Origin of the sequence: Pseudomonas sp. P9_35, assembly GCF_034008205.1 — a bacterium.
GTDB lineage: Bacteria > Pseudomonadota > Gammaproteobacteria > Pseudomonadales > Pseudomonadaceae > Aquipseudomonas > Aquipseudomonas kilonensis.
Window position 1 is genome coordinate 6,318,980 of the sequence record NZ_CP125373.1, and the last position, 25,116, is coordinate 6,344,095.

Genomic DNA, 25,116 nt, shown 5'->3' on the forward strand with positions numbered 1-25,116 from the left:
GAATAGAGGCGCAGGTAATCCAACGTCATAGTTAACCCAGTGGAGTCCCCTATCATGCGTCTCAAACTTGCTGTCGCTACCCTAGCCTTGCTGTCTCTACCTGTTGGCTCGGCAATGGCCGACACGTTTTGGCGTAACGTCATCTCATCCGGTGCGACCACCGGTTCCACCTACCTGACTTTCAAGGATCACAAGCTGATCGTCGCCGCCCAGGATGATGCCGGCAGCTTCGTCGCCAGTGACGGCGGTATTCGTGGCCCTTACCTGGAAGCGGCGATGCAGAAAGTGCGTGCTGACAACCCAGGCCTGCAAGCCACCGACATGGAACTGGCCAACGCGATCCTGGCGAAAAACGCCGTCGCCCAGGACTGATTCCCGGCCAATAAAAAATGCCGCTCGATTGAGCGGCATTTTTTTTGCCCGGTGAACATCCCTGGCTATCCCAACCCCTGTGGGAGCGAGCTTGCTCGCGATAGCGGTGTGTCAGTCAACATCAATGCTGCTGGTCCACCGCTATCGCGAGCAAGCTCGCTCCCACAGGTATCAGGCGTTATTCGCCGATAGCGGCCTTGTAGCCCGCCGCATCAAGCAAGTTGGCCAGGTCAGCCTCAGCATTGGATGGCTTGACCTTGAAGATCCACGAGTCGTAAGGCTTGTTGTTCAATGCTTCCGGCTCGTTCCCCAGGTCTTCGTTGACTTCGACGACTTCACCTGCCACGGGCGAATAGATGTCCGAGGCAGCCTTCACCGACTCCACCACACCCGCCGCGTCCCCGGCCGCGAACACCTTGCCAATTTCCGGCAACTCGACAAACACCACGTCACCCAGTGCTTCCTGGGCATGGTCGGAGATGCCCACGACGATCAGGTCGCCGTCCTTTTTCGCCCACTCATGGCTTTCGGCAAAACGCAGTTCGGCAGGGATATCGCTCATATTCTGTGTCCTCAAGAGAAAGTGTCAGCGGCCAGCGGCCCGCCGCAAAAGGTTAGATCAGGGTTTTGCCATGGCGGACGAAGGTCGGTTTGACCACCCGTACCGGGTACCACTTACCGCGAATTTCCACCTCGGCCCGGTCAGCCGTAGCCATCGGAACACGTGCCAGGGCGATCGACTTGCTAAGCGTAGGAGAAAAACTACCACTGGTGATCTCCCCTTCGCCAACATTGGCGATGCGAACCACCTGATGGGCGCGCAAGACACCCCGCTCTTCCAGCACCAGCCCGACCAGTTTGTGCTGCACACCGCTGGCAAGCTCGGCTTCCAGCGCACCGCGCCCGATGAACTGACGGCTCGCCGGTTCCCAGGCGATGCTCCAGGCCATGTTCGAGGCCAGCGGCGAAACGTCCAGGTTGATGTCCTGGCCGTAGAGGTTCATGCCGGCCTCCAGGCGCAGGGTATCGCGGGCGCCGAGGCCAATTGGCGAAATGCCGGCCCCTACCAGGTCGTTGAAGAAACTCGGGGCCTCCTGGGCAGGCAAGACGATTTCCAGGCCATCTTCGCCGGTGTAGCCGGTCCGGGCGATGAACCATTCGCCGTCGACGCGACCTTCGAAAGGCTTGAGTTGCTGGATGATTTGCCCACGCGGCTGGGTCACCAGTTCGGCAATCTTCTGCCGGGCCTGGGGGCCCTGGATCGCCAGCATCGCCAGCTCGGGGCGCTCATGCAGCTGCACGTCGTAATCACCGATCTGTGCCTGCATCCAGGCCAGGTCCTGATCGCGAGTCGAGGCGTTGAAGACCAGCCGATAGCCGTCCTCGACCCGGTAGATGATCATGTCGTCGACGATGCCGCCGCGCTCATTGAGCATCGCGCTGTACAAAGCACTGCCTGTGTCTTGCAAACGATCGACGTCATTGGCCAGCAAACGCTGCAACCAGACCTTGGCCTGGGGGCCGGCGACATCGATCACGGTCATGTGGGATACATCGAACACTCCACAGTCGCGACGCACCTGATGGTGTTCTTCGACTTGCGAGCCGTAGTGCAAAGGCATATCCCAACCGCCAAAATCGACCATCTTCGCGCCGAGGGCGAGATGAAGGTCATACAGAGGCGTACGCTGTCCCATGGGTTTCTCCTTCCGGGCTTGGCGAAGGTGCGGACGGGCACTGCATAGCGCGAACGTCTGAAAAAAAGGAGTTTTCTGACGTTCTCAGTTGCCCGGTCCGACAGACGGACCGCACCGAATGCCGCGCATTGTAGCCGCATGAGGTGGGACTGACACCTAGCTGTTTCGATGGGCCGAACGTCGTATCAATCCGATGACCGGTAACAACCCCACCAATACCAACGTCAGCGCCGGCAACGCGGCGCGGGCCCACTCCCCTTCGCTGGTCATCTCGAAGATCCGCACCGCCAGCGTGTCCCAACCGAACGGGCGCATCAGCAGGGTGGCGGGCATTTCCTTGAGCACGTCGACGAACACCAGCAACGCCGCGCTCAAAGTGCCGGGCAACAACAAGGGCAGATACACTTTGAAAAACAGTCGTGGCCCACTGACCCCAAGGCTGCGTGCAGCCTCGGGCAAAGACGGACGAATTCGCGCCAGGCTGCTTTCCAATGGACCGTAGGCCACGGCCAGGAAGCGCACCAGATACGCCAGCAACAGCGCCGACAGGCTACCCAGCAACAACGGCTTGCCTGCCCCGCCGAGCCAGCTCGACAGCGGGATGACCAGCTCACGGTCCAGGTAGCTGAACGCAAGCATGATCGACACCGCCAGCACCGAACCGGGCAAGGCATAGCCCAGGTTCGCCAGGCCGACACCGGCACGAATCGGACGGGTTGGCGCCAGCCGTCGGGCGAACGCCAGCAGCAAGGCCACGCAAACGGTGATCAGCGCGGCCAGGCCGCCCAGGTAGAGGGTGTGGACGATCAGCCCGGCATAACGTTCGTCCAGGTCGAAACGGCCGCGTTGCCAGAACCACACCACCAACTGCAGCACCGGAATGACAAAGGCACAGGCGAACACCAGGAAACACCAACTGCTGGCTGCCACGGCCTTGAGACCGCGCAACGTATACAACGCCTTGGCTCGTGGACGTTCGTTGCTGGCTCGGTGGGCACCGCGGGCCCGGCGTTCGCCGTAGAGCACCAGCATCACCGCCAGCAACAGCAGGCTGGCCAGTTGGGCTGCGCTGGAGAGGCTGAAGAAGCCATACCAGGTCTTGTAGATCGCGGTGGTAAAGGTGTCGAAGTTGAACACCGACACCGCGCCGAAATCCGCCAGGGTTTCCATCAGCGCCAACGCCACGCCCGCACCGATGGCCGGCCGGGCCATCGGCAGCGCCACGCGCCAGAACGCCTGCCAGGGCGACTGCCCGAGCACCCGGGCGGCTTCCATCAAGCCCTTGCCCTGGGCCAGGAATGCACTGCGCGCCAGCAGATAGACGTAAGGGTAGAAGACCAGCACCAGCACCAGGATCACCCCACCGGTGGAACGGACCCGGGGCAGGCGCAGGCCGCTGCCGAACCATTCCCGCATGAGCGTCTGCACGGGGCCGGCAAAGTCCAGCAGGCCAACGAAGACAAACGCCAACACGTAGGCCGGAATCGCAAACGGCAGCATCAACGCCCAGTCGAGCCAGCGTCGCCCGGGGAACTCACACAGGCTGGTGAGCCAGGCCAGGCTGACACCCAGCAACGTCACCCCGACACCCACACCAAGGATCAACGTGAGAGTGTTGCCCAGCAAGCGCGGCATTTGCGTGTCCCACAGGTGGGACCAGATCTGTTGGTCGATGCTCTGCCAGGACAGCAGCAAGACGCTCAAGGGCAACAGGACCAGCGCGGCGACGGCGAAGACCAGGGGATACCAGCGGCGTTGGGCGGGGTGGGCCAAGGAATACTCTCGTTAAACAAACGGTCATGTGGCGAGGGAGCTTGCTCCCGCTGGGCTCTGTAGGAGCTGGCGAAGCCTGCGATCTTTTGATCTTTCTGATCTTTCTGATCTTTCGCTTGAGATTCAAGTGGCTGGGGAAAGATCGCAGCCTCGTTGCACTCGACAGCTCCTACACAGCTCCTACACAGTTCCTACAGGCCCAGCGGGAGCAAGCTCCCTCACCACAGGTCTCAGTTCCAGCCAGCGCGATCCATCATGCGAATGGCTTCGGCCTGGCGTTTACCCGCGACTTCCACCGGCAGGGTATCGGCCTTGAACTTGCCCCAGGCTGCCACTTCCTTGGACGGCTCGACTTTCGGGTTGGCCGGGAATTCCTGGTTCACGTCGGCGAAGATGCTTTGCGCCTCCGGCGTGGTCATCCACTCCACCAGCTTCTTCGCGGCGTCCGGATGCGGTGCATGCTGGGTCAAGCCAATCCCCGAGAGGTTGATATGCACCCCTCGGTCGGCCTGGTTCGGCCAGAACAGTTTCACCTTCAGGTCCGGCTTCTGCTGGTGCAGGCGGCCATAGTAGTAAGTATTGACGATGCCGACGTCGCACTGCCCGGCGTTGATCGCCTCAAGCAGCGCGGTGTCATCGGAGAAGACGTCGGTGGACAGGTTCCGGACCCAGCCCTTGAGGATCTCCTCGGTTTTTTCCGCACCGTGGGTTTCGATCAGGGTGGCGGTCAGCGACTGGTTATAGACCTTCTTCGACGTGCGCAGGCACAGGCGGCCTTCCCATTCGTCACCCGCCAAGGCCTCGTAGGTGCTCAGCTCAGCGGGTTTGACCCGGTCAGTGGAGTAGACAATGGTCCGCGCCCTCAGGCTCAAGCCGGTCCAGGCGTGGGAAGAAGCGCGGTATTGAGACGGGATGTTGGCGTCGATCACCGGCGAGGTGAACGGCTGGAGGATGCCCATCTGCTCGGCCTGCCAGAGGTTGCCGGCGTCGACGGTGAGCAGCAGGTCGGCGGTGGCGTTCTCGCCCTCGGCCTTGATCCGCTGCATCAGCGGCGCTTCCTTGTCGGTGATGAACTTCACCGACACGCCGGTTTTCTTGGTGTAGGCATCGAAGACCGGCTTGATCAGTTCGTCGATGCGCGAAGAGTAGACCACCACCTCATCGGCGGCCTGGGCGGCAGTGGTACCGATCAGGGTCAAGGCGAGGGCGGACAGCAGGCGCTTGGGTGCCGACATGGGGGCAGTCTCTCGAGTATGAAGTGCGCAAATGATAAGGACTCACATTTGGCTTCTCAATCGAACAGTGGGTGGACACATTTCCAAATGTTGCAACTTTGAGATGCGAGGTGTTTTTGCGTCCGCCATCGCGGGCAAGCCTTGCTCCCACAAAGGTCATCTCAAACTGCACACCTGTGGGAGCAAGGCTTGCCCGCGATGAGGCCATAAGCCCCAACCCACCTCTCAGGCCTTGGCCAGATCCGGCAAATCGCCAATCAACCCCAGCGCCTCGCGCACGAACAACGCCTTGGCCTCGGGCATGCTGTCTACCAGCTTCAGCCCGGTGTTACGCAACCAGCGCACCGGCAGTGGATCGGCCTGGAACAACCGCTCGAAACCTTCCATCGCCGCCATCAACGCCAGGTTATGGGGCATGCGTCGCCGCTCGTAGCGGCTCAGCACCTTCACGTCCGCCAGTCGTTCGCCACGCCCGGCTGCCTGCAACAGCACTTCGGCCAGCACGGCGGCGTCGAGGAAGCCCAGGTTCACGCCCTGCCCGGCCAACGGATGAATGGTATGGGCGGCGTCGCCGATCAACGCCAGCCCTTCGGCTACATAGCGCTTGGCATGTCGTTGGCGCAACGGCACGCACAGCCGCGGGTCGGCACTCAGTACCGTGCCGAGCTGGCCTTCGAAGGCCCGTTCCAGTTCGCTGCAGAATTGAGTTTCATCGAGCGCCATCAAGCGCTGCGCTTCACCAGGGGTGGTGGACCAGACGATCGAGCACCAATCGTGCTGACCGTCACGCTCAAGTGGCAGGAACGCCAGCGGACCGTTGTCGGTGAAGCGCTGCCAGGCCGTCATTCGATGCGGCCGGGCGCTGCGCACGCTGGTGACGATGGCGTGGTGCAGGTAATCCCATTCGCGCGTGGCAACGCCGGTCAGGCGGCGCACAGCGGAATTCGCGCCGTCAGCCGCGATGACCAGGGGCGCCCGCAACGTGCGGCCATCGGCCAAGGTCAGCAGCCAGTCGTCACCGGAACGACGCATCTGTTCCAGCCGGGCATTGGCCAGCAGGCCCAGGTCGCAGTCATGCAGTCGATCCAGCAAGGCGTCCTGCACAACGCGGTTTTCAACGATGTGCCCAAGCGCCTCGGCGTGCAGGCTGGCCGCCGAGAAATGGATCTGCCCAGTGCCGCTGCCGTCCCAGACGTGCATGTCGGTATAGGGACTGGCGCGTCGGGCGGTGATGCCGTCCCAGACGCCCAGGCGCTCGAGGATCCGCTGGCTGGCCGTCGACAAGGCACTGACCCGGGGCTCGAACGCGGCCTGGGGATCGAAGGGTTTGACGCTCATCGGGCTGCCGTCGAGCAACAGCACTTGCAGGCCACTGCCCTGCAACGCCAGCGCCAGGGCGCTGCCGACCATACCGGCGCCGACAATCAGCAGATCTGCACGCAATTCCATGCTCTAAGCCTGTTTTGCTGGCGACATCGGTCGCCCATGAAAGGAAATGACAGCCCCGGCCTCAAGCATCGGGACGCGTCCCCAGCCCCATGGCCTGGCGGGCGAACCAGCGCTTGGCCGGCGGCAGCAAGTCGAGGCCCAACAGGCCGAGGTTACGGCCCAGGGACACCAACGGCAGGTTGCTGGCGAACAGCCGCGTGACCTGGTCGGAAAAGCCCACGGTCAAGGCCTGATCCATTCGCTGGCGCTCGCGATAGGCTTGCAACACGGCAAAATCCCCCGGCTCGCTTTCGCTGTCGAGCAGCGCATCGGCAAGAGCCTGGGCATCGCGCAGGGACAAGTTGAACCCCTGCCCGGCAATCGGGTGCAGGCTGTGGGCGGCGTTGCCCAGGATCGCCAGGTGCGGACGGACCTGCTCTTCGGCCTCCACCAGCGCCAGCGGGTACAGATGTCGCACGCCCACCTGTTTCAGGGTGCCCAGGCGATAGCCGAACACGCCCTGCAATTCACTGAGGAAACTGCGCTCGTCGAGGGCCGCCAGCCGTTGTGCGTCCATGCCCTGGCGAGTCCAGACCAGCGCGCAACGATTCTCCGGCAGTGGCAACAAGGCCATCGGGCCGTCATCGGTAAAGCGTTCGAAGGCCATGCCGTTGTGGGCTTCGCTGGGGGTGATGTTGGCGATCAAGGCGCTCTGGTCGTAGGGTCGACTGCGCACGCCGATACCCAACTGCTCGCGCAGGCCGGAGCGACCGCCATCGGCCAGTACGGCAAGGTCGCATTCCAGGGTGGTTTCATCGTCGAGGGTCAGGCGATAACCGCCGACCAGCGGTTCCATGCGGGTGACCTGCGCCGGGCAGCGCCAACTGACCACCTCCGGGTCCAGGCCTTGCCACAGGCACTGGCCGAGCCAGGCATTTTCCACCACATAGCCCAGCGCCGGCACGCCCTCTTCCATGGCCGACAGCCGCGCCGTGGAAAACCGCCCGCGGTCGGACACATGGATCTGCTTGATCGGCTCGGCGCGGCGGGAAATCTCCTGCCAGACACCCAGGCGTTGATAAATCTGCCGGGCGCCATAGGACAATGCCGAGGACCGGGCATCGTAGCTTGGCTGCCAAGCGTCGCCGGGGGCGAAGGGCTCGATCAGCATGATCTTCCAGCCCCGGGCCTTGGCACCGGCCTGCAGGGCCAGCGCCAGGCTCGCGCCAACCAGGCCGCCACCGACGATCGCCAGATTGACCCGGGTCATGCCGTTTGCGTCCGGGCGGCGGCCATCAGGGCCTCGATGTCGGCGACCGTCTTCGGTACGCCGTGGCTCAGGATTTCACAACCGGTTTTGGTCACTACCACGTCATCCTCGATGCGCACGCCAATGCCGCGCCATTTTTTCGCGACGCTGCGATTGTTCGGGCCGATGTAGATGCCCGGCTCCACCGTCAGCGTCATGCCGACCTCAAGTACCCGCCACTCGCCACCAACGCGGTATTCACCCACGTCGTGCACGTCCATGCCCAGCCAGTGGCCAGCGCGGTGCATGTAGAACGCCCGGTAGGCCTCGCTGGCGATCAACGCGTCCACCTCACCCTCCAGCAGCCCAAGGTGCACCAGCCCCTCGGTAATCACCCGCACCGTCGCTTCGTGGGCCTGGTTCCAGTGTTTGTCCGGCGCGATCTGGGCAAACGCGGCTTCCTGGGCAGCCAGCACCACTTCGTAGATTGCCTTCTGCTCGGGTGAAAACTTGCCACTGACTGGCCAGGTACGGGTGATATCGCTGGCGTAGCAGTCGATTTCACAGCCGGCGTCGATCAGCACCAGGTCGCCGTCCTTGAGCAGCGCGTCGTTCTGCTGGTAGTGCAGGATGCAGCTGTTGCGCCCCGCCGCGACGATCGAACCATAGGCCGGCATCTTCGCCCCGCCCTTGCGGAACTCATAATCGAGCTCGGCTTCCAGGCTGAACTCATGCAGCCCGGGGCGCGCCGCCTGCATCGCTCGGATGTGCGCCTGGGCGGAAATCCGCGCCGCTTCGCGCATCACTTTCACTTCTGCCGCCGATTTATACAGGCGCATGTCATGCAGCAAGTGATCCAGGGCAACGAATTCGTTCGGCGGCTGGGCGCCGAGGTGGGCCTTGGAGCGAATCACGTTGATCCACTCCATCAGGTGCCGGTCGAATTCCGGGTTGCTGCCCATGGCCGAATACACCCGGTCGCGGCCTTCGATCAGGCCCGGCAGGATGTCGTCGATGTCGGTGATGGGAAACGCGTCGTCGGCACCGTAGTCATGGATCGCCCCTTCCTGGCCGGCGCGCAGGCCATCCCACAACTCACGTTCGGCGTTGCGCTCGCGGCAAAAGAGGATGTATTCGCCATGGGCGCGGCCGGGCATCAGCACCAGCACCGCTTGCGGCTCGGGAAAGCCGCTGAGGTACTGGAAGTCGCTGTCCTGGCGGTAGACGTGCTCGACGTCGCGGTTGCGGATCGCAACGGCGGCGGCGGGCAGGATTGCGATGCTGTTGGGTTCCATCTGCGCCATCAGTGCCTTGCGGCGACGGCTGTATTCCGATTTCGGGATATGAATCATGGGCAGACGGGGTTCCCTCTAAAAATTAATGCAAGGACGGCTTGGGGGCCGCTGCATCGGTTTTCTTGGTCTCGGTGAACAGCAGCAATGGCGCGACCCGCAGGTACTCCATCACTTCCATGTAGTCGCTTTCGCCGTCATCGGATTCTTCCAGGGCATCCTGGACCTGGGAGATCGCGGCCAGGTCCTGCAACACTTCCTTGGCCTCTTCGCTCAAGGCGTATTCGCGGCGAGTCAGGCCGAAGCCGGCGAGGAAGCCCTGGCACCACTGGCCCAGCGCAGCGGCGCGTTCAGCCAAGGGGGCGTCGTCAGTGGGCAGCAGCAGGACGACGGTCATGTCGTCGCTGGTCAGCTCGCCCTTGACCATTTCCTGCAGGCCGATAAGCGCGTTGCGGACGTTGTCCGCCGGCTCGCCTTCCAGCAGCTCGGCGGCGTCGGCCAACCAGCCGGCGGCATCGAAACCGGCGCCGGCGCAGCTGCGACCGAGCAGCAGGCCATGCAGTTCGGCAGGCGAGACAGGATGACCGCTGGTGCTCAGCAGGGTGGCGAATGCTTGATACGGGGAATTCTGAATGGGCATGGGCAGCTAGGCGCCAGACGGCGCTATGTCTAGAATGGAGGCCTTGTATCCTACATCGACAGACTCGCCAAGACTATCAGAGGCTGTGCGACTCATACCCTCCATCAGACACAATCTTCAGTGGACACAATGGAAGACACCGACCTGCAAGCGCTGATGGCCAGACTCGAACTGCTAATTGACCGGGTCGAGCAACTTAAGAGCCAAAACGGACTCCTATTAGCTCAGGAAAAAACCTGGCGCGAGGAACGCGCGCACCTCATTGAAAAAAACGAAATCGCCCGGCGTAAGGTCGAATCGATGATTTCGCGCCTCAAGGCCCTGGAGCAAGACTCATGAGTTCAAGCAATAGCGTTACCGTGCAGATCCTCGACAAAGAATATTCGATCATCTGCCCCCAGGAAGAGCGTAGCAACCTGGTGAGCGCCGCCCGTTACCTGGATGGCAAGATGCGCGAGATCCGCAGCAGCGGCAAAGTCATCGGTGCCGACCGCATCGCCGTGATGGCTGCCTTGAACATCACCCACGACCTGCTGCATCGCCAGGATACGCCGGACCTGCAGGTCAGCGGCTCGACCCGTGAACAGGTGCGCGACCTGCTCGATCGGGTGGATCTGGTGCTCGCCACCGATCCAGACGTCAGCAAGGGCTGATTCGCGAGGCTGCCTGGGGTATACTCGCATCACTCCCTGGGGTGCTTGCCAGTTGGTGATGTCCCTGAGCCGATACGCACAACCACGGGGGTTGCACGTTGGGGCCGGTGTGCATGTCCGCTTGACGGAAAGCCTTAACGCCCCCTGCAACTTCCACCTTGAACTTTCGGGTTCAAGGGCTAAGCCGACAGCGGTTCATCCGGGGAGCCTGATTCCAGACAATGCCAGTCCATGTGGACTGGCATTGTCGTTTCTGGCGCAGGCATTTCTGAGCAGCCTGTTTTGCGGTTACGCTGTGGCATCGCCACTGCGTGAAGCACTGATATGACCGAACCTGCGCTGCTGCCCCGCCCGCAACTTCGACGCCTGCTGCGCCAGGCCCGGCGCGCCCTGACGCCCGCCCAGCAACGGCAAGCCGCCCACGGGCTGTACAAGCAACTGGCCCAGCACCCGCTGTTTCGCCGCGCGAAGCACATCGCCCTGTACCTGCCCAACGACGGCGAGATCGACCCGCGCCTGCTGCTGCGCGCAGCCCAACGCCGGGGCAAGGCCACTTACCTGCCGGTGCTCAGCCCGTGGCCGCAGACCAAGATGGTGTTCCAGCGAATCCACCCCGGCGAAAAAATGCAGCCCAACCGGTTTCGCATCCCAGAGCCGCGCAAGAACATCGCCCGGCAACGCAAGGTCTGGACGCTGGACCTGGTGTTGTTGCCACTGGTGGGGTTTGATGATGCGGGTGGTCGGCTGGGCATGGGCGGCGGCTTTTATGACCGCAGCCTGGCGTATCTGGCACGGCGCAAGCAGTGGCGCAAGCCGACGCTATTGGGGCTGGCCCATGAATGCCAGAAAGTCGAACGATTGGCGCAGGCAAGCTGGGACGTGCCGCTGCAGGGAACGGTCAGCGACAGGCATTGGTATATCGCGGGGTAGACGCCGCGGTCATCAGCGGCGCCAGGAAAGCGGATTCAGCGTTTGAACGATGACGCGGGTTGGGTGATTTCCACCGGCGCGTCGGTCTTGTTGGCCCACAGGCTTTGGGCGTAACCCGTGGTCACGACACCCAGACCGAACAGAATGACCAAGATCCACAACAAATCCGGTTTGCGTTTCATCGATTGCCCCCCTCAAGGCACATCACACACGATGACAGCAGCGGTTTTCTTATTGGCCGTGCAGCAGCGTCAAGCTTGGAAGGCCGGCATTTTGCGGCAACCGGCCCCGACACGCAAACTCTGGCGTCAACCGACTGTCGGTTTGTCATAAAATCGCTGAACTATTTTTTTCAACACCGCCAAGGAGTAGCAATCATGGCCTATTGGCTGATGAAATCCGAGCCCGACGAATTATCCATCCAAGGTTTGGAAAAGCTCGGCCAGGCACGCTGGGACGGGGTTCGCAACTACCAGGCGCGTAACTTTCTGCGAACCATGGCGGTGGGCGACACGTTCTTTTTCTACCACTCCAGTTGCCCCGAGCCAGGCATTGCCGGGATCGGCCGGATTGTCCGCGCGGCCTACCCCGACCCAACGGCGCTGGAACCCGACAGCCATTACTTCGACCCCAAGGCCGGCCCGGACAAAAACCCCTGGACCGCGATCGACGTGGCCCATGTCGAAACGTTTCCCCGTGTGCTGAAGCTCGACTACCTCAAGCAACAGACCGCCCTGGCTGAAATGCCACTGGTGCAAAAAGGCTCGCGACTGTCGGTGATGCCCGTCACGGCCGAACAATGGGCCGCGGTGATTGCCCTGCGCTGATCGCCAATGAGTTGATGGATATCAAGCTGGCTCGGCTATTGATCGCGCAGACTTCGGTGCTATAGCCGCAGGATGCCGGACATGTCGAAGAACCATCGTACCTCGCGTTTTTTTGCCTTTGCCTTGATGGCCGTGTTGCTGGCCGCCGGCGGTTTCGGATACTGGAAGTCACGCCACGATCGCCTGCCGGAAGGCTTGAGCATGGGCAACGGCCGCCTTGAGGCCACCGAGGTCCAGATCGCCAGCAAGACGCCCGGGCGCCTGGCCGAAGTTCATGTCGACGAAGGCGACAACGTCATCAAGGGCCAGGTACTGGCGCGCATGGACACCCGCACCTTGGAGGCCCAGCGCAACCAGGCCGAGGCCGAAGTCGTGCGTGCCCGGCAGAACCTTGCCGCCACCGAAGCCAACGTGCAGTTGCGCCAGAGCGAACAATTGCTCGCTCACCAGGAGCTCAAGCGGACCCAGGAACTGTTCAAGCGCGGTTACGCCAGCGGCCAGGTCATCGACCAGCAACAAGCCCGCGTCGACACCGCCAACGCCGCGGTCAACGCCGCCCGGGCCCAGGTATCGGCGGCGAATGCGGCCATCGGCGCGACCCTGGCCCAAGTGGCGCAGCTCACCAGTGAAATAGATGACAGCACGTTGCGGGCACCGCTCGACGGCGTGATCCAGTTGCGCCTGGCCGAGCCAGGTGAGGTGCTGGGCGCCGGCGGCCGGGTGTTGCTGATGATCGATCCGAACGACCAATACATGAATCTCTACCTACCGGCCTCGGTGGCCGGGAAACTGGCGGTGGGCGATGAAGCGCGCCTGCTGCTCGACGCCCTGCCCGAGCGACCGCTGCCGGCCAAGGTCAGCTTCGTCGCGGCCAAATCCCAGTTCACCCCGAAAGAAGTCGAGACCCGTGATGAGCGCCAGAAACTGGTGTTCCGCGTCAAGGTACGCCTGACCCAACCCGGCGAAGTGCCCCAGGCCAAACCCGGCATGCCCGGCGCCGGCTATGTACGCACTGCCCCCATCGACTGGCCGGCCAACCTGCAATGACCACCGCCCTCAGCGAGGCATTGCACGCCTCGGGCATCGAGCATCGCTACGGCCAGCAGGTGGCGTTGAGCGATATCGCCTTCAGCTTGCCCGTCGGCACTCGCTGCGGCCTGATCGGCCCGGACGGCGCCGGCAAGTCGAGCCTGCTGGGGCTGATTGCCGGGGTGAAGAAACTCCAGCACGGTCAACTGGACGTGCTCGGCGCCTCGATCGACGACCGACGCCATCGCAACACCCTCTACCGACGCATTGCCTTCATGCCCCAGGGGCTGGGGGGCAACCTTTACCCGGACCTGTCGATACGCGAGAACATCCGCTTCTTCGGCACGCTGTTCGGGTTATCGCGGGCAGATTGCGAACAGCGCATGGGCACCTTGCTGCTGGCCACCGATCTGCAGCGCTTTGCCGATCGTCCGGCGGGCAAACTGTCCGGCGGCATGAAACAGAAGCTCGGCCTGTGCTGCGCACTGATCCATGAACCGGACCTGCTGATTCTCGACGAACCCACCACCGGCGTAGACCCGCTGTCCCGGCGACGCTTCTGGGAACTGATAGAAGACGTGCGCCGACAACGCCCGCAACTGACCCTGCTGGTCGCCACCGCGTACATGGAAGAGGCCGAGCAATTCGAGCATTGCCTGATGCTCGACAACGGTCGCTTGATCGCCAAGGGCTTGAGTGCGGAGCTGGCCAAGGTCACACCGGACGGCAAGCTCGACTCGGCCTTCACCCATTTCCAGGGCGACATCGGCCGCGATGCCGAACCGCTGGTGATTCCCCCCAGGGGCGCCAACACCGCCGACATTGCCATCGAAGCCCACGACCTCACCTTGCGCTTCGGTGATTTCACCGCCGTCGACAACGTCAGTTTCGCGATTGGTCGCGGGGAGATCTTTGGGTTCCTGGGTTCCAACGGTTGCGGCAAGACCACCACCATGAAGGTGCTGACCGGGTTGATCCCCGCCAGCGAAGGCAGTGCCCGGCTGCTGGGCAACCCGGTCAACGCCAAGGACCTCGCCACCCGCAAGCGGGTGGGCTTCATGTCCCAGAGCTTTTCGCTGTACGGCGAACTGAGCGTGCGCCAGAACCTGGAACTGCACGCCAAACTCTTCGACCTGCCCACGACGGACAGTCGCCAGCGCATCGACGAACTGATCCAGCGTTTCAATCTCCAGGCATTGGCGGACCAGCCCTCCGGCGCGCTGCCACTGGGCCTGCGTCAGCGTTTGTCCCTGGCGGTGGCGGTGCTGCATCGCCCGGAAGTGCTGATCCTCGATGAGCCGACCTCGGGTGTCGACCCGGCTGCGCGGGATGATTTCTGGCGGCTGTTGATCGAGCTGTCTCGCGAACAGGGCGTGACGATTTTCCTTTCCACGCATTTCATGAACGAGGCCCAGCGCTGCGATCGCATTTCGCTGATGCACGCCGGCAAGGTCCTGGCTTGTGACACGCCGGCGGCCTTGCAGGCGCAGTTCAACGGCCAGACGCTGGAAGCCGCGTTCGTCACCTGCCTGGAAAAAGCCCAGGGCGAGACGCAGCAAGACGCCGCTCCCGTGACCCTCGACAGTGCCGACGCCCCCCGGGACCGGCGCGGCCTGAGCCTCGGTCGCCTGTGGGCCGTTGCCAGCCGGGAGGGCAAGGAACTGCTGCGCGACAAAGTGCGGATGGCATTCGCCCTGCTGGGCGCCTTGTTCATGATGGTGGTCTTCGGCTTCGGTATTTCCCTTGATGTGGAGAAACTGGCCTTCGCCGTGTATGACCAGGATCAGAGCCCGCAAAGCCGTGCCTACCTGGAAGCGTTCCGCAGTTCGCGCTACTTCGAGGAGCAGCCGATCATCCGCGACGCGAAGGAGCTGCACCGACGCTTGCAGCGCTCGGAGATCAAGCTGGCCCTGGAAATCCCCCCCGGTTTCGGTCGTGACCTTTATGCCGGCCGCCAGCCGACGGTGGGTGCCTGGCTGGACGGCGGCATACCGTTTCGAGCCGAGACCAGTCGCAACTACGTCCAGGCCGTGCACCAGGCCAACCTTGAGCAACTGGCTGAAATAAGCAGCCGCGCGCCAAACCGGCAACCCGGCGCGACACTGGAGACGCGCTTTCGTTATAACCAGGACGTGGTCAGCGTCAACGCCATCGGCCCCGGGGTCATGGCGCTGATCCTGGCGTTCATTCCAGCCATGTTGACGGCGCTGGGCATCGTGCGAGAGAAAGAGCTGGGCTCGATCACCAATTTCTACGCCACGCCGCTGACCCGCCTGGAATTCCTGCTGGGCAAACAAGTGCCCTACCTGGCGGTCAGCCTGATAAACCTCGCCTTGCTGACAGCGATGAACCGCTGGCTGTTCGGTGTGCCGTTCAAAGGCAGCGGCCTGACGCTGGCGGTGGGCGGCCTGCTCTATGTACTGGCGACCACCAGCATGGGGTTGCTGATCTCGGCGTTCACTCGCACCCAGATCGCGGCGATCCTCGGCACCATGATCATCACCAGCCTGCCGACCATCCAGTTCTCGGGGCTGATCGTGCCGCGTTCGTCCCTGGAGGGTGCCGCTGCGGTGATGGGCCAGTTGTTTCCCGCCGGCTACTTCCTGGATATCGCCGTCGGCACCTTCACCAAGGCCCTGGATCTGCGCCAGTTATGGCCGCAATGCCTGGCGCTGGGCGGGTTTTTCCTGGGCTTCACCGGACTCAGCCTGATCATGCTGAAAAAGCAGGAGGCCTGATGCACACGCTTTCACATATCTGGCGTCTGGGGCTCAAGGAACTGACCAGCCTGCGCTACGACTCCGTTCTGCTGCTGTTTTTGGGCTACGCCTTCACGGTGGCGATCTACATGCCGGCCGCCGGCTCGGTAATCGGCGTCCACAACGCCAGTGTCGCAATAGTGGACGAAGACCAGAGCCATCTTTCGCGCCAATTGGCCCAGGTCCTGCAACCGCCGGAGTTCCAGAACCCGATGGCCTTGCCCTATGCCGAACTGGACAAGGTCATGGACAGTGGCCGCTACACCTTTGTCATTAACGTGCCCGCCAACTTCCAGGCCGACCTGCTCGCAGGACGCGAACCGACGCTGCAACTCAACGTCGATGCCACGGCCATGAGCCAGGCGTTCATGGGCGCCGGCTACATCGGACGGATTTTCCAACAGGAACTGACGACCTACGCCGGCCAGGCACAAACGAGCGAAGCAACGCCCGTGAGGCTGACCACGCGTTCGCTGTTCAATACCAACCTGGAAGGTGGCTGGTTCCTGGCGGTGATCCAGATCGTCAACAACATCACGATCCTGGCGATCATCCTGACGGGGACCGCGCTGCTGCGCGAGCGCGAGCACGGCACCCTCGACCACTTGCTGGTGCTGCCGCTGACGGCATTGGAAATCATGCTGGCGAAAATCTGGAGCAACCTGCTGGTAGTGGTGCTGTGCACCTGGGCGTCGCTGGAAATCATCGTCAAGTTCGCCCTGGGGGTTCCACTCGCCGGCTCCATGGTGCTCTTCCTGCTGGTGACCGCACTCTACCTGTTCGCCAGCACCTCACTGGGCATCTTCCTCGCCACCCTCGCCCGTTCGACGCCACAATTCGGCTTGCTGGCGATCCCGGTCATCATTCCGATGCTGCTGTTGTCGGGCGGCAGTACACCGCTGGACAGCATGCCGCAATGGTTGCAATGGGTGATGCAAGGCTCGCCCTCGACGCATTTCGTCAGCCTCAGCGCGGCGATCCTGTTCCGAGATGCCGGCCCTGGCGTGATCTGGCCGGACCTGCTGGCGCTGGCGGTCATCGGGCTGTTGTTCTTTGCAATCGCCCTGGCCCGGTTTCGGAAAAGCCTGGCGTCTTGACGAAAAAAAGCAGCCTTTGGCAGCGCCAGGAGATCCGGGCACTGCCAAAGGCTGCGATCGAGCCGGTTTACTGAATGATCAGGTTGTTGAACAACAGGTCATCGACCATCGGCTTGCCGGTTTCGTCGTTCATCACCTGCTGGGTCTGCTTCAACGCTTCCTGACGCAGCTTTTCCTTGGCTTCCAGGTCATTCATGGCCTCGGTGGTCTGCTGGGCGAACAGCGCCACCAACTGGTTGCGAATCAACGGCTCGTTGGCCTTGACCGCCGCAGCGGCGGCGTCACCGGTCACGCGCAGGGCCACGTCGGCCTTGTAGACCTTCAGTTTCGCCGTACCGTCGAGCCCATAGTTGCCGACAAAGGGTGGGCTGAGGGTGATGTAGCTGACCTTCGGCGCCTCGCCTTCCTTCGCTTCCTTGCCCTCTTCGGCCATCGCTGCCACAGGCAACGACAGGGCCAGCATCAACATGATCCACGCTTTCACAATTGATTCCTCATCCGGTTTGCGGCCCAGCATACCGCCCCGCCGTTCAAGCACAAGCTTATGGCCGGCTATCAGGGCAGGGCATGCTCGTTGACCCGTTGTCTCTCACACCTACACTTATCGGCCATCACTCCCAAAGGAATAGCCCTGATGAAAGCCGTGCTGTGCAAAGAATTCGGCCCCGCCGAATCGCTGGTGCTGGAAGACGTCGCCAACCCCGTCGCCAAGAAGAACGAAGTGCTGCTGGACGTGCATGCCGCCGGGGTGAACTTCCCTGACACGCTGATCATCGAGGGCAAATACCAATTCAAGCCACCCTTCCCGTTCTCCCCTGGCGGCGAAGCGGCGGGCATCGTCAGCGAAGTGGGAGAGAAAGTCAGCCACTTGAAGGTCGGCGACCGGGTGATGGCGTTGACCGGCTGGGGTAGCTTTGCCGAGCAGGTGGCGGTACCTGGCTACAACGTGTTGCCGATCCCCGCGTCCATGGACTTCAACACCGCCGCCGCCTTCAGCATGACGTACGGCACCTCGATGCACGCCCTCAAGCAACGGGCCAACCTGCAAGCCGGCGAAACCCTGCTGGTGCTCGGCGCATCCGGTGGTGTCGGCCTGGCGGCGGTGGAGATCGGCAAGGCCATGGGCGCCCGGGTGATCGCCGCTGCCAGCAGCGCGGAGAAACTCGCCGTGGCGAAGGCCGCTGGTGCCGACGAATTGATCAACTACACCGAAACCAGCCTGAAGGATGAAATCAAGCGCCTCACCGACGGCCAGGGTGCCGATGTGATCTACGATCCGGTGGGTGGCGACCTGTTCGACCAGGCCGTCCGCGCCATCGCCTGGAACGGCCGGTTGCTGGTGGTGGGCTTTGCCAGCGGACGCATCCCCGAACTGCCGGTGAACCTCGCGCTGCTCAAGGGCGCCGCCGTGGTGGGCGTGTTCTGGGGCTCCTTCGCCCAGCGCCAGCCCCAGGACAACGCCGCCAACTTCCAGCAATTGTTCGGCTGGTTTGCCGAGGGCAAGCTCAAGCCGCTGGTGTCGCAGGTGTACCCGCTGAGCAACGCTGCCCAGGCGATCAATGATCTTGGCCAACGCAAGGCGGTCGGAAAAGTGGTGGTTCAGGTTCGCTGATTGCTTACCTGAATTGTTTATACCGGGCCGCAACCCTACGACCCGGTTTCGCCATTCCCACACCGCCCTTCATTTATACCTGAGCGACATGTTCGTAAAAGAACACAACATCTCCAACATTCCCGCTTTTTTGTGGATAAGAACCGATGCTATTTTCGGTAACGAAACTGTAACATTCGTATCCGCAGTCAAAACAAGAAATTTGGAGCTCTTGAATGTTTGCTTTCTTTCGCCCTGCCCCACATCAGGCGCCATTGCCTGAAGAAAAAATAGACAGCACCTATCGACGCCTTCGCTGGCAGATCTTCGCCGGGATTTTCATCGGGTATGCGGGTTACTACCTGCTACGCAAGAACTTCACCCTGGCATTTCCGGATCTGATCGCCCAAGGCTATACAAAAGGCCAACTGGGGGTGGCGATGTCGGCGATCGCGATCGCCTACGGCCTTTCCAAGTTTTTGATGGGCATCGTGTCCGACCGTTCCAACCCTCGTTACTTCCTGCCCTTCGGCCTGATCGTGTCCGCCGGCGTCATGTTCGTTTTCGGTTTCGCACCGTGGGCAACCTCCAGCGTGACCATGATGTTCATCCTGTTGTTCATCAACGGCTGGGCCCAAGGCATGGGTTGGCCACCTAGCGGGCGCACCATGGTGCACTGGTGGTCGCAGAAAGAACGCGGCGGTGTGGTTTCGGTATGGAACACCGCCCACAACGTCGGCGGCGGCCTGATCGGTCCACTGGCAATACTTGGCATGGGCTGGTTCAACGACTGGCACAGCAAGTTCTACGTACCGGCGGCGGTGGCGCTGCTGGTCGCTGTATTTGCCTTCATTGTGATGCGCGATACGCCGCAATCGACGGGCTTGCCACCCATCGAGAAGTACAAGAACGATTACCCGGAAGGCTACGATGCCAGCCACGAAGAAGAATTCAGCGCCAAGGACATCTTCGTCAAATACGTGCTGCGCAACAAAATGCTCTGGTTCATCGCGCTGGCCAACGTCTTCGTCTACTTGTTGCGTTACGGCATCCTGGATTGGGCGCCGACCTATCTTAAAGAGGTCAAGCACTTCAACTTCGACAAGACGTCCTGGGCTTACTTCCTGTACGAGTGGGCCGGCATTCCCGGCACGCTGTTGTGCGGATGGATGTCGGACAAGATCTTCCGGGGCAACCGTGGCCTGACGGGCATGGTGTTCATGGCATTGGTGACCGTTGCGACGATCGTTTACTGGCTGAATCCGCCGGGCAACCCGATGGTCGACATGATCTCGCTGTTCGCGATCGGCTTTCTGATCTACGGTCCGGTCATGCTGGTGGGTCTGCAGGCGCTGGAACTGGTGCCCAAGAAAGCGGCGGGCACGGCTGCCGGCTTTACCGGTCTGTTTGGTTATCTCGGTGGTTCGGTCGCGGCCAGTGCCATGATGGGCTACACGGTGGACTATTTCGGCTGGGATGGCGGCTTCATCCTACTGGTTGTCGCCTGCCTGCTGGCGATGGCCTTCCTTGCGCCAACCCTGTGGCACAGGCAGATCGCCAGTCAGAGCCGCGAAGCGATCGCCTGATCCAGCGCTGATTTGCAGCGCTTGAGCCGCGCCTCCAGATTCCGGTCTGGCATGGCGTGGCTGCGCAGGGCGTGGATGGTCTGCTCGACGTAATCACGAGTGGTGCCATAACGCCCACAGGCGCTTTCGAACACCTGGCTCAGCACATGATCCGGCAGGTTGCCGGCATAGCTGGGCAGGTGTCGCTCCAGTACAAACCCCAAGGCTTGCACCCGGCTGCCATCCTCGAGACGGCAACTGAGCCAGTGCGGGCGATAGGACGGGACCGGCATCTCGCGCTGCCACAGGGCAAACAGCGAACTCTCGAGATTCTCCTCCGGCAATCGGTAGGCGAAACCGCTGCAGGAGCCGCCGCGATCCAGCCCGAACACCAGCCCCGGCAACTCCGGTGTACCGCGATGCTCGTGGGACCACAGGTACAAACCGCGATGATAACCATGGACCCGGCCGCGCATCCGCTCCACCGCCGTGCATTCGGGCCGCCAGATCAAGGAACCGTATGCGAACAGCCAGATCGGACCGCCCTGGTGGAGACTCATGGTCAATTGCATCGAGGCGAGCAATTGCTCACGGGTCAGCTGCGGCCCCAGGTCGAGCCTTGGCGGGTACAAGGCACAGGTAACGGCGGATTCGATAGCGGTCATGGCCGGTAGCGTTTGGCTCCTCGCGGGTCAGAAGGTGAAGGGGACCGTCATGGGGTTGACGTTCATGGGGAGCAAGGCAAGTTAAATGCCATCCCGTACCCTATATACGTTATCGGTATCTAGCCTTGAGACTAAATATCGAAACGAAATATATGAGGTTATATCGACGGGCGGACATGCGCGCGGTTGTGGCGAGGGAGCTTGCTCCCGCTCGGTTGCGCAGCGACCGCAAGATGTTGGGGCCGCTACGCAGCCCAGCGGGAGCAAGCTCCCTCGCCACAAAAGCCCACCCATCCAGATCAGTCGCTATCAAGCCCGCGGCGCATACGCAAACACGTCGGCGCGCATTTGATGGGCGTCCATGCCGGCTTCCACCAGCGCGTCGAGCGTGGCGTAGATCATGGCCGGCGAGCCGCTGGCGTAGACGTGCACACCGGAAAGATCGCTAAGGTCCTCGCACACCGCTTCATGGAGCATCCCGCAGCGCCCTTCCCAGCCGCACAAGTCGCTGACGACTTTGTGCAGGAACAGGTTCGGCAGTTTTTTCCATTCGTCCCAATGCTCGATTTCATAGAAATCTTCCGGCCGCCGCACGCCCCAATACAGGTGCACCGGGTGCTTGAAACCCGCCGCCCGGCAGTGCTCGATCAGGCTGTGCATCTGCGCCATGCCGGTTCCGGCGGCGATCAGTACCAACGGGCCATCGGGCAGTTCGGACAAATGCGTGTCGCCAAAAGGCATTTCGATACGCACGCTGGGGTTGCGCCGCAGTTGCTCCAGCAGGGCTTGTGCACTGCTTTCGCGCACCAACACGTGCAATTGCAGCTCGCGCCCCGAATGCGGCGCCGAGGCCAGGGAGAAGGCCGATTTTTCGCCGTTTTCCCGTTCGATCATCAGGTACTGCCCGGCGTGATAGCGCGGCGGCTTACCGGCCGGCGCACGCAGGTGCACTCGCCAGACATCACCCCCCACGTCGGCGCACTCGACCACCTGGCACGCCAGGTTGCGTACCGGCAGCTCACCCGGCGACAGCACGCCATCCCACAACACCACGCAATCCTCCAGCGGCTCGGCGATGCAGGTGAAGATCTCACCGTGATCGCGCACCTCGCCCGCCTGTTCCACACGGCCTTCCACCAACAACGCGCCGCAGACGTGGCAGTTGCCGTTGCGGCAACTTTGCGGGCATTCATAGCCCAGGCGCCGCGCGCCATCGAGAATCCGCTCGGCGGGCCGGATCTCCAGCACCGCCCCGGAAGGCTGCAAGGTTACACGCATCAATCTATTCCTAACTGATTCCAGATGGCATCGATCCGTTGGGTAACGGCCTCATCCTTGACGATAACCCGGCCCCACTCACGAGTGGTTTCACCGGGCCATTTATGCGTGGCATCGAGCCCCATCTTCGACCCCAGGCCGGACACCGGCGAGGCGAAGTCGAGGTAGTCGATCGGCGTATTCTCGATCATCACCGTATCGCGCTTGGGGTCCATGCGCGTGGTGATGGCCCAGATCACGTCGTTCCAGTCCCGTGCGTTGATATCGTCGTCGGTGACGATAACGAACTTGGTGTACATGAACTGTCGCAAAAACGACCAGACTCCGAGCATCACCCGCTTGGCATGCCCCGGATACGACTTCTTCATGGTCACCACGGCCATGCGATACGAACAGCCTTCCGGCGGCAAATAGAAATCGGTGATTTCCGGAAACTGCTTTTGCAGGATAGGCACGAACACTTCGTTCAGGGCCACGCCGAGAATGGCCGGCTCATCGGGCGGACGGCCGGTATAGGTGCTGTGGTAAATCGGCTTGATCCGATGGGTGATGCGCTCGACGGTGAACACCGGGAAGCTATCGACTTCGTTGTAGTAACCGGTGTGGTCGCCGTACGGACCTTCATCGGCCATTTCACCTGGATGGATCACCCCTTCAAGGATGATCTCGGCGGTGGCCGGCACTTGCAGGTCGTTGCCACGGCACTTCACCAGCTCGGTGCGGTTGCCCCGCAACAGGCCGGCGAATGCATATTCGGAAAGGCTGTCGGGCACAGGCGTGACGGCGCCGAGGATGGTCGCCGGGTCCGCGCCCAGGGCCACCGACACCGGGAATGGCTGGCCGGGGTGTTTTTCACACCACTCACGGTAGTCCAGCGCACCGCCGCGATGGCTCAGCCAGCGCATGATGACCTTGTTGCGGCCAATCACTTGCTGACGATAGATGCCCAGGTTCTGGCGATCCTTGTTCGGGCCCTTGGTGACGGTCAGGCCCCAGGTGATCAGTGGCCCTACGTCGCCCGGCCAGCAGGTCTGCACCGGGAGCATGGCCAGGTCGACATCGTCACCCTCGATCACCACTTCCTGACAGATCGCGTCCTTGACGACTTTCGGCGCCATGGAAATGATCTTGCGGAAGATCGGCAGCTTGGACCAAGCGTCCTTCAGGCCTTTCGGCGGCTCGGGCTCCTTGAGGAACGCCAGCAGCTTGCCGATTTCGCGCAGTTCGCTGACCGCTTCGGCGCCCATGCCCAGGGCCACGCGTTCCGGCGTGCCGAACAGGTTGCCCAGGACCGGAATGTCGTAGCCTGTCGGGTTTTCGAACAACAGCGCCGGGCCTTTTGCGCGCAGGGTGCGGTCGCAGACCTCGGTCATTTCCAGGACGGGGGACACCGGCACCTGGATGCGCTTGAGTTCGCCGCGCTGTTCCAGCCCGCTGATAAAGTCGCGCAAGTCGCGATACTGCATGCAAAAGCCTCATGGTGGCCGTGGCGTTCGGGGGCCCGAGTTTAACGCCGCCCGTCCAGAATAGTGAATGCACAGATAGCAAAAAGCCGGGTTTCCCCGGCTCTTGCTGGCCTGTCTTGTCGAGTTACTTGCGTTTCATCGACAGGAAGAACTCGTCGTTGGTCTTGGTCGTCTTCAGCTTGTCGACCAGGAACTCGATGGCGGCGACTTCATCCATCGGATGCAGCAGCTTGCGCAGGATCCACATGCGCTGCAACTCGTCGTCGGCGGTCAGCAACTCTTCGCGGCGTGTGCCGGAACGGTTGATGTTGATGGCCGGGAACACACGCTTCTCGGCGATACGGCGATCCAGAGGCAGCTCCATGTTGCCGGTGCCCTTGAATTCCTCGTAGATCACTTCGTCCATCTTCGAGCCGGTTTCAACCAGCGCGGTGGCGATGATGGTCAGCGAACCGCCTTCCTCGATGTTCCGCGCGGCGCCGAAGAAACGCTTCGGTTTTTCCAGCGCGTGGGCATCGACACCACCGGTCAGCACCTTGCCGGAGCTCGGGATCACGGTGTTGTAGGCACGGGCCAGACGGGTGATGGAGTCCAGCAGGATCACCACGTCCTTCTTGTGCTCGACCAGGCGCTTGGCCTTCTCGATCACCATTTCGGCAACCTGCACGTGGCGGGTCGGCGGCTCGTCGAACGTCGAGGCGACCACTTCGCCGCGCACGGTGCGTTGCATCTCGGTCACTTCTTCCGGACGCTCGTCGATCAGCAGCACGATCAGGTGAACTTCAGGGTTGTTACGGGCGATGTTGGCCGCGATGTTCTGCAGCATGATCGTCTTGCCCGCTTTGGGCGGTGCCACGATCAGGCCGCGCTGGCCTTTGCCGATGGGTGCGCACAGGTCGATGACACGACCGGTGAGGTCTTCGGTGGAACCGTTGCCGGCTTCCATCTTCATGCGTACGGTCGGGAACAGCGGCGTCAGGTTCTCGAAGAGAATCTTGTTCTTCGCGTTTTCCGGACGATCGAAGTTGATCGTGTCGACCTTCAGCAGTGCGAAGTAACGCTCGCCTTCCTTCGGAGGGCGGATCTTGCCAACGATGGTGTCACCGGTGCGCAAGTTGAAGCGACGGATCTGGCTCGGCGAGACGTAGATATCGTCTGGGCCGGCAAGATAGGAAGCGTCTGCGGAGCGAAGGAAGCCGAAGCCGTCCTGGAGAATCTCCAGCACGCCATCACCGGAGATTTCCTCGCCGCTTTTCGCGTGCTTCTTGAGCAGGGAGAAAATCACGTCCTGCTTGCGCGAACGGGCCATATTTTCTATGCCCATCTGTTCGGCCAATTCGAGCAGTTCGGTAATCGGCTTTTGCTTGAGTTCAGTCAGATTCATATAGGAATGACGTAATCATTTATGGAGGGGGGAAATTAAGCTTTTGGCTTAATGAGGCCGCGCCGCGGAGAAGGCGACAGGATCGCGTACTTATTCGAAAGGAGAGCGTCGGCGACGGCTTGCAGGGGGCACTGGAGAAACCAGTGCGGGGCCGAATGTAACACCTGGGTTTGCGAGCGTCTAGCC

24 protein-coding genes and 1 other RNA gene are annotated in these 25,116 nt (G+C 62.1%); 11 read left to right on the forward strand and 14 right to left on the reverse strand.

Annotated features, from left to right (window positions below):
• Positions 1 to 51: 51 nt before the first annotated feature.
• Positions 52 to 372, forward strand: coding sequence for a DUF2388 domain-containing protein (locus QMK47_RS28225; protein ID WP_170846005.1), 321 nt, complete (start codon positions 52 to 54; stop codon positions 370 to 372).
• Positions 373 to 550: 178 nt separating this feature from the next.
• Here QMK47_RS28225 and gcvH read toward each other — a convergent pair whose 3' ends face one another.
• From gcvH to QMK47_RS28265, 8 genes are all read right to left on the reverse strand, one after another.
• Positions 551 to 934, reverse strand: coding sequence for a glycine cleavage system protein GcvH (gene gcvH / locus QMK47_RS28230; RefSeq protein WP_320389607.1), 384 nt, complete (start codon positions 932 to 934; stop codon positions 551 to 553).
• Between the two features lie 52 nt (positions 935 to 986).
• Positions 987 to 2,069 carry a glycine cleavage system aminomethyltransferase GcvT gene (gene gcvT, locus QMK47_RS28235; RefSeq protein ID WP_214510050.1) on the reverse strand — a complete coding sequence of 361 codons (1,083 nt, stop codon included), beginning with the start codon at positions 2,067 to 2,069 and terminating at the stop codon, positions 987 to 989.
• A 156-nt stretch (positions 2,070 to 2,225) separates the two neighbouring features.
• Positions 2,226 to 3,842, reverse strand: a complete 1,617-nt coding sequence (locus tag QMK47_RS28240) for an ABC transporter permease (protein WP_253470303.1) — start codon at positions 3,840 to 3,842, stop codon at positions 2,226 to 2,228.
• A 230-nt stretch (positions 3,843 to 4,072) separates the two neighbouring features.
• The gene (locus tag QMK47_RS28245; protein ID WP_214510052.1) at positions 4,073 to 5,077 is read right to left on the reverse strand and encodes an extracellular solute-binding protein; all 1,005 of its coding nucleotides are present in this window, start codon (positions 5,075 to 5,077) and stop codon (positions 4,073 to 4,075) included.
• Between the two features lie 225 nt (positions 5,078 to 5,302).
• Positions 5,303 to 6,520 (reverse strand): 2-octaprenyl-3-methyl-6-methoxy-1,4-benzoquinol hydroxylase, encoded by a 1,218-nt coding sequence (locus QMK47_RS28250; RefSeq protein WP_320390557.1) that lies wholly within the window; start codon positions 6,518 to 6,520, stop codon positions 5,303 to 5,305.
• Between the two features lie 67 nt (positions 6,521 to 6,587).
• Positions 6,588 to 7,775, reverse strand: a complete 1,188-nt coding sequence (gene ubiH, locus QMK47_RS28255) for a 2-octaprenyl-6-methoxyphenyl hydroxylase (protein WP_320389608.1) — start codon at positions 7,773 to 7,775, stop codon at positions 6,588 to 6,590.
• Entirely contained in the window at positions 7,772 to 9,106 is a 1,335-nt protein-coding gene (pepP, locus tag QMK47_RS28260) for a Xaa-Pro aminopeptidase (protein WP_320389609.1), read from the reverse strand. Before pepP ends, ubiH begins: the two co-directional genes overlap by 4 nt.
• A gap of 25 nt (positions 9,107 to 9,131) precedes the next feature.
• Positions 9,132 to 9,686 (reverse strand): YecA family protein, encoded by a 555-nt coding sequence (locus QMK47_RS28265; protein ID WP_186649326.1) that lies wholly within the window; start codon positions 9,684 to 9,686, stop codon positions 9,132 to 9,134.
• A 129-nt stretch (positions 9,687 to 9,815) separates the two neighbouring features.
• On the opposite strand from QMK47_RS28265, the gene QMK47_RS28270 reads away from it, so the two are divergent.
• The 4 genes from QMK47_RS28270 (at position 9,816) to QMK47_RS28285 (ending at position 11,269) form a co-directional block, all read left to right on the forward strand.
• A complete protein-coding gene (locus QMK47_RS28270; RefSeq protein WP_003177365.1) occupies positions 9,816 to 10,025 on the forward strand; it encodes a TIGR02449 family protein in 210 nt (69 codons plus the stop codon).
• Positions 10,022 to 10,339, forward strand: a complete 318-nt coding sequence (locus QMK47_RS28275; protein ID WP_003177364.1) for a cell division protein ZapA — start codon at positions 10,022 to 10,024, stop codon at positions 10,337 to 10,339. Before QMK47_RS28270 ends, QMK47_RS28275 begins: the two co-directional genes overlap by 4 nt.
• Before the next feature lie 30 nt (positions 10,340 to 10,369).
• Positions 10,370 to 10,549: non-coding RNA, 6S RNA (ssrS, locus tag QMK47_RS28280), on the forward strand.
• Between the two features lie 114 nt (positions 10,550 to 10,663).
• Positions 10,664 to 11,269 (forward strand): 5-formyltetrahydrofolate cyclo-ligase, encoded by a 606-nt coding sequence (locus tag QMK47_RS28285; protein ID WP_024617172.1) that lies wholly within the window; start codon positions 10,664 to 10,666, stop codon positions 11,267 to 11,269.
• Between the two features lie 35 nt (positions 11,270 to 11,304).
• On the opposite strand, the gene QMK47_RS28290 is transcribed toward QMK47_RS28285, so the two are convergent.
• Complete coding sequence (locus QMK47_RS28290) at positions 11,305 to 11,451, reverse strand: hypothetical protein (protein ID WP_003206689.1); 147 nt, start codon at positions 11,449 to 11,451, stop codon at positions 11,305 to 11,307.
• A gap of 195 nt (positions 11,452 to 11,646) precedes the next feature.
• Between QMK47_RS28290 and QMK47_RS28295 the strand changes: the two genes are divergently transcribed.
• The 4 genes from QMK47_RS28295 (at position 11,647) to QMK47_RS28310 (ending at position 16,981) form a co-directional block, all read left to right on the forward strand.
• The gene (locus QMK47_RS28295) at positions 11,647 to 12,096 is read left to right on the forward strand and encodes an EVE domain-containing protein (protein WP_253470307.1); all 450 of its coding nucleotides are present in this window, start codon (positions 11,647 to 11,649) and stop codon (positions 12,094 to 12,096) included.
• Positions 12,097 to 12,177: 81 nt separating this feature from the next.
• Positions 12,178 to 13,143 carry an HlyD family secretion protein gene (locus QMK47_RS28300; RefSeq protein ID WP_253470308.1) on the forward strand — a complete coding sequence of 322 codons (966 nt, stop codon included), beginning with the start codon at positions 12,178 to 12,180 and terminating at the stop codon, positions 13,141 to 13,143.
• Entirely contained in the window at positions 13,140 to 15,863 is a 2,724-nt protein-coding gene (rbbA, locus tag QMK47_RS28305) for a ribosome-associated ATPase/putative transporter RbbA (protein ID WP_320389610.1), read from the forward strand. Before QMK47_RS28300 ends, rbbA begins: the two co-directional genes overlap by 4 nt.
• On the forward strand, positions 15,863 to 16,981 hold the full coding sequence (locus tag QMK47_RS28310) for an ABC transporter permease (RefSeq protein WP_214510058.1): 1,119 nt from the start codon (positions 15,863 to 15,865) through the stop codon (positions 16,979 to 16,981). The genes rbbA and QMK47_RS28310 overlap by 1 nt, the downstream gene beginning before the upstream one ends.
• A 67-nt stretch (positions 16,982 to 17,048) precedes the next feature.
• Here QMK47_RS28310 and QMK47_RS28315 read toward each other — a convergent pair whose 3' ends face one another.
• Positions 17,049 to 17,465 (reverse strand): flagellar basal body-associated protein FliL, encoded by a 417-nt coding sequence (locus tag QMK47_RS28315; protein WP_320389611.1) that lies wholly within the window; start codon positions 17,463 to 17,465, stop codon positions 17,049 to 17,051.
• Positions 17,466 to 17,615: 150 nt separating this feature from the next.
• Here QMK47_RS28315 and QMK47_RS28320 point away from each other — a divergent pair, with 150 nt between their 5' ends.
• Together QMK47_RS28320 and glpT are read left to right on the forward strand one after the other, a co-directional pair.
• Positions 17,616 to 18,593, forward strand: a complete 978-nt coding sequence (locus tag QMK47_RS28320) for an NADPH:quinone oxidoreductase family protein (RefSeq protein WP_320389612.1) — start codon at positions 17,616 to 17,618, stop codon at positions 18,591 to 18,593.
• Between the two features lie 215 nt (positions 18,594 to 18,808).
• On the forward strand, positions 18,809 to 20,158 hold the full coding sequence (gene glpT, locus QMK47_RS28325) for a glycerol-3-phosphate transporter (RefSeq protein ID WP_253470312.1): 1,350 nt from the start codon (positions 18,809 to 18,811) through the stop codon (positions 20,156 to 20,158).
• On the opposite strand, the gene QMK47_RS28330 is transcribed toward glpT, so the two are convergent.
• From QMK47_RS28330 to rho, 4 genes are all read right to left on the reverse strand, one after another.
• On the reverse strand, positions 20,134 to 20,802 hold the full coding sequence (locus tag QMK47_RS28330) for a gamma-glutamylcyclotransferase (RefSeq protein ID WP_320389613.1): 669 nt from the start codon (positions 20,800 to 20,802) through the stop codon (positions 20,134 to 20,136). The two genes, glpT and QMK47_RS28330, sit on opposite strands and share 25 nt — an antisense overlap.
• 309 nt (positions 20,803 to 21,111) lie before the next feature.
• Entirely contained in the window at positions 21,112 to 22,080 is a 969-nt protein-coding gene (locus QMK47_RS28335; RefSeq protein ID WP_253470313.1) for a CDP-6-deoxy-delta-3,4-glucoseen reductase, read from the reverse strand.
• Positions 22,080 to 23,546 (reverse strand): 4-hydroxy-3-polyprenylbenzoate decarboxylase, encoded by a 1,467-nt coding sequence (ubiD, locus tag QMK47_RS28340; RefSeq protein ID WP_039590257.1) that lies wholly within the window; start codon positions 23,544 to 23,546, stop codon positions 22,080 to 22,082. Before ubiD ends, QMK47_RS28335 begins: the two co-directional genes overlap by 1 nt.
• A gap of 124 nt (positions 23,547 to 23,670) precedes the next feature.
• Entirely contained in the window at positions 23,671 to 24,930 is a 1,260-nt protein-coding gene (gene rho / locus QMK47_RS28345; protein ID WP_003206716.1) for a transcription termination factor Rho, read from the reverse strand.
• Between the last annotated feature and the right edge of the window lie 186 nt (positions 24,931 to 25,116).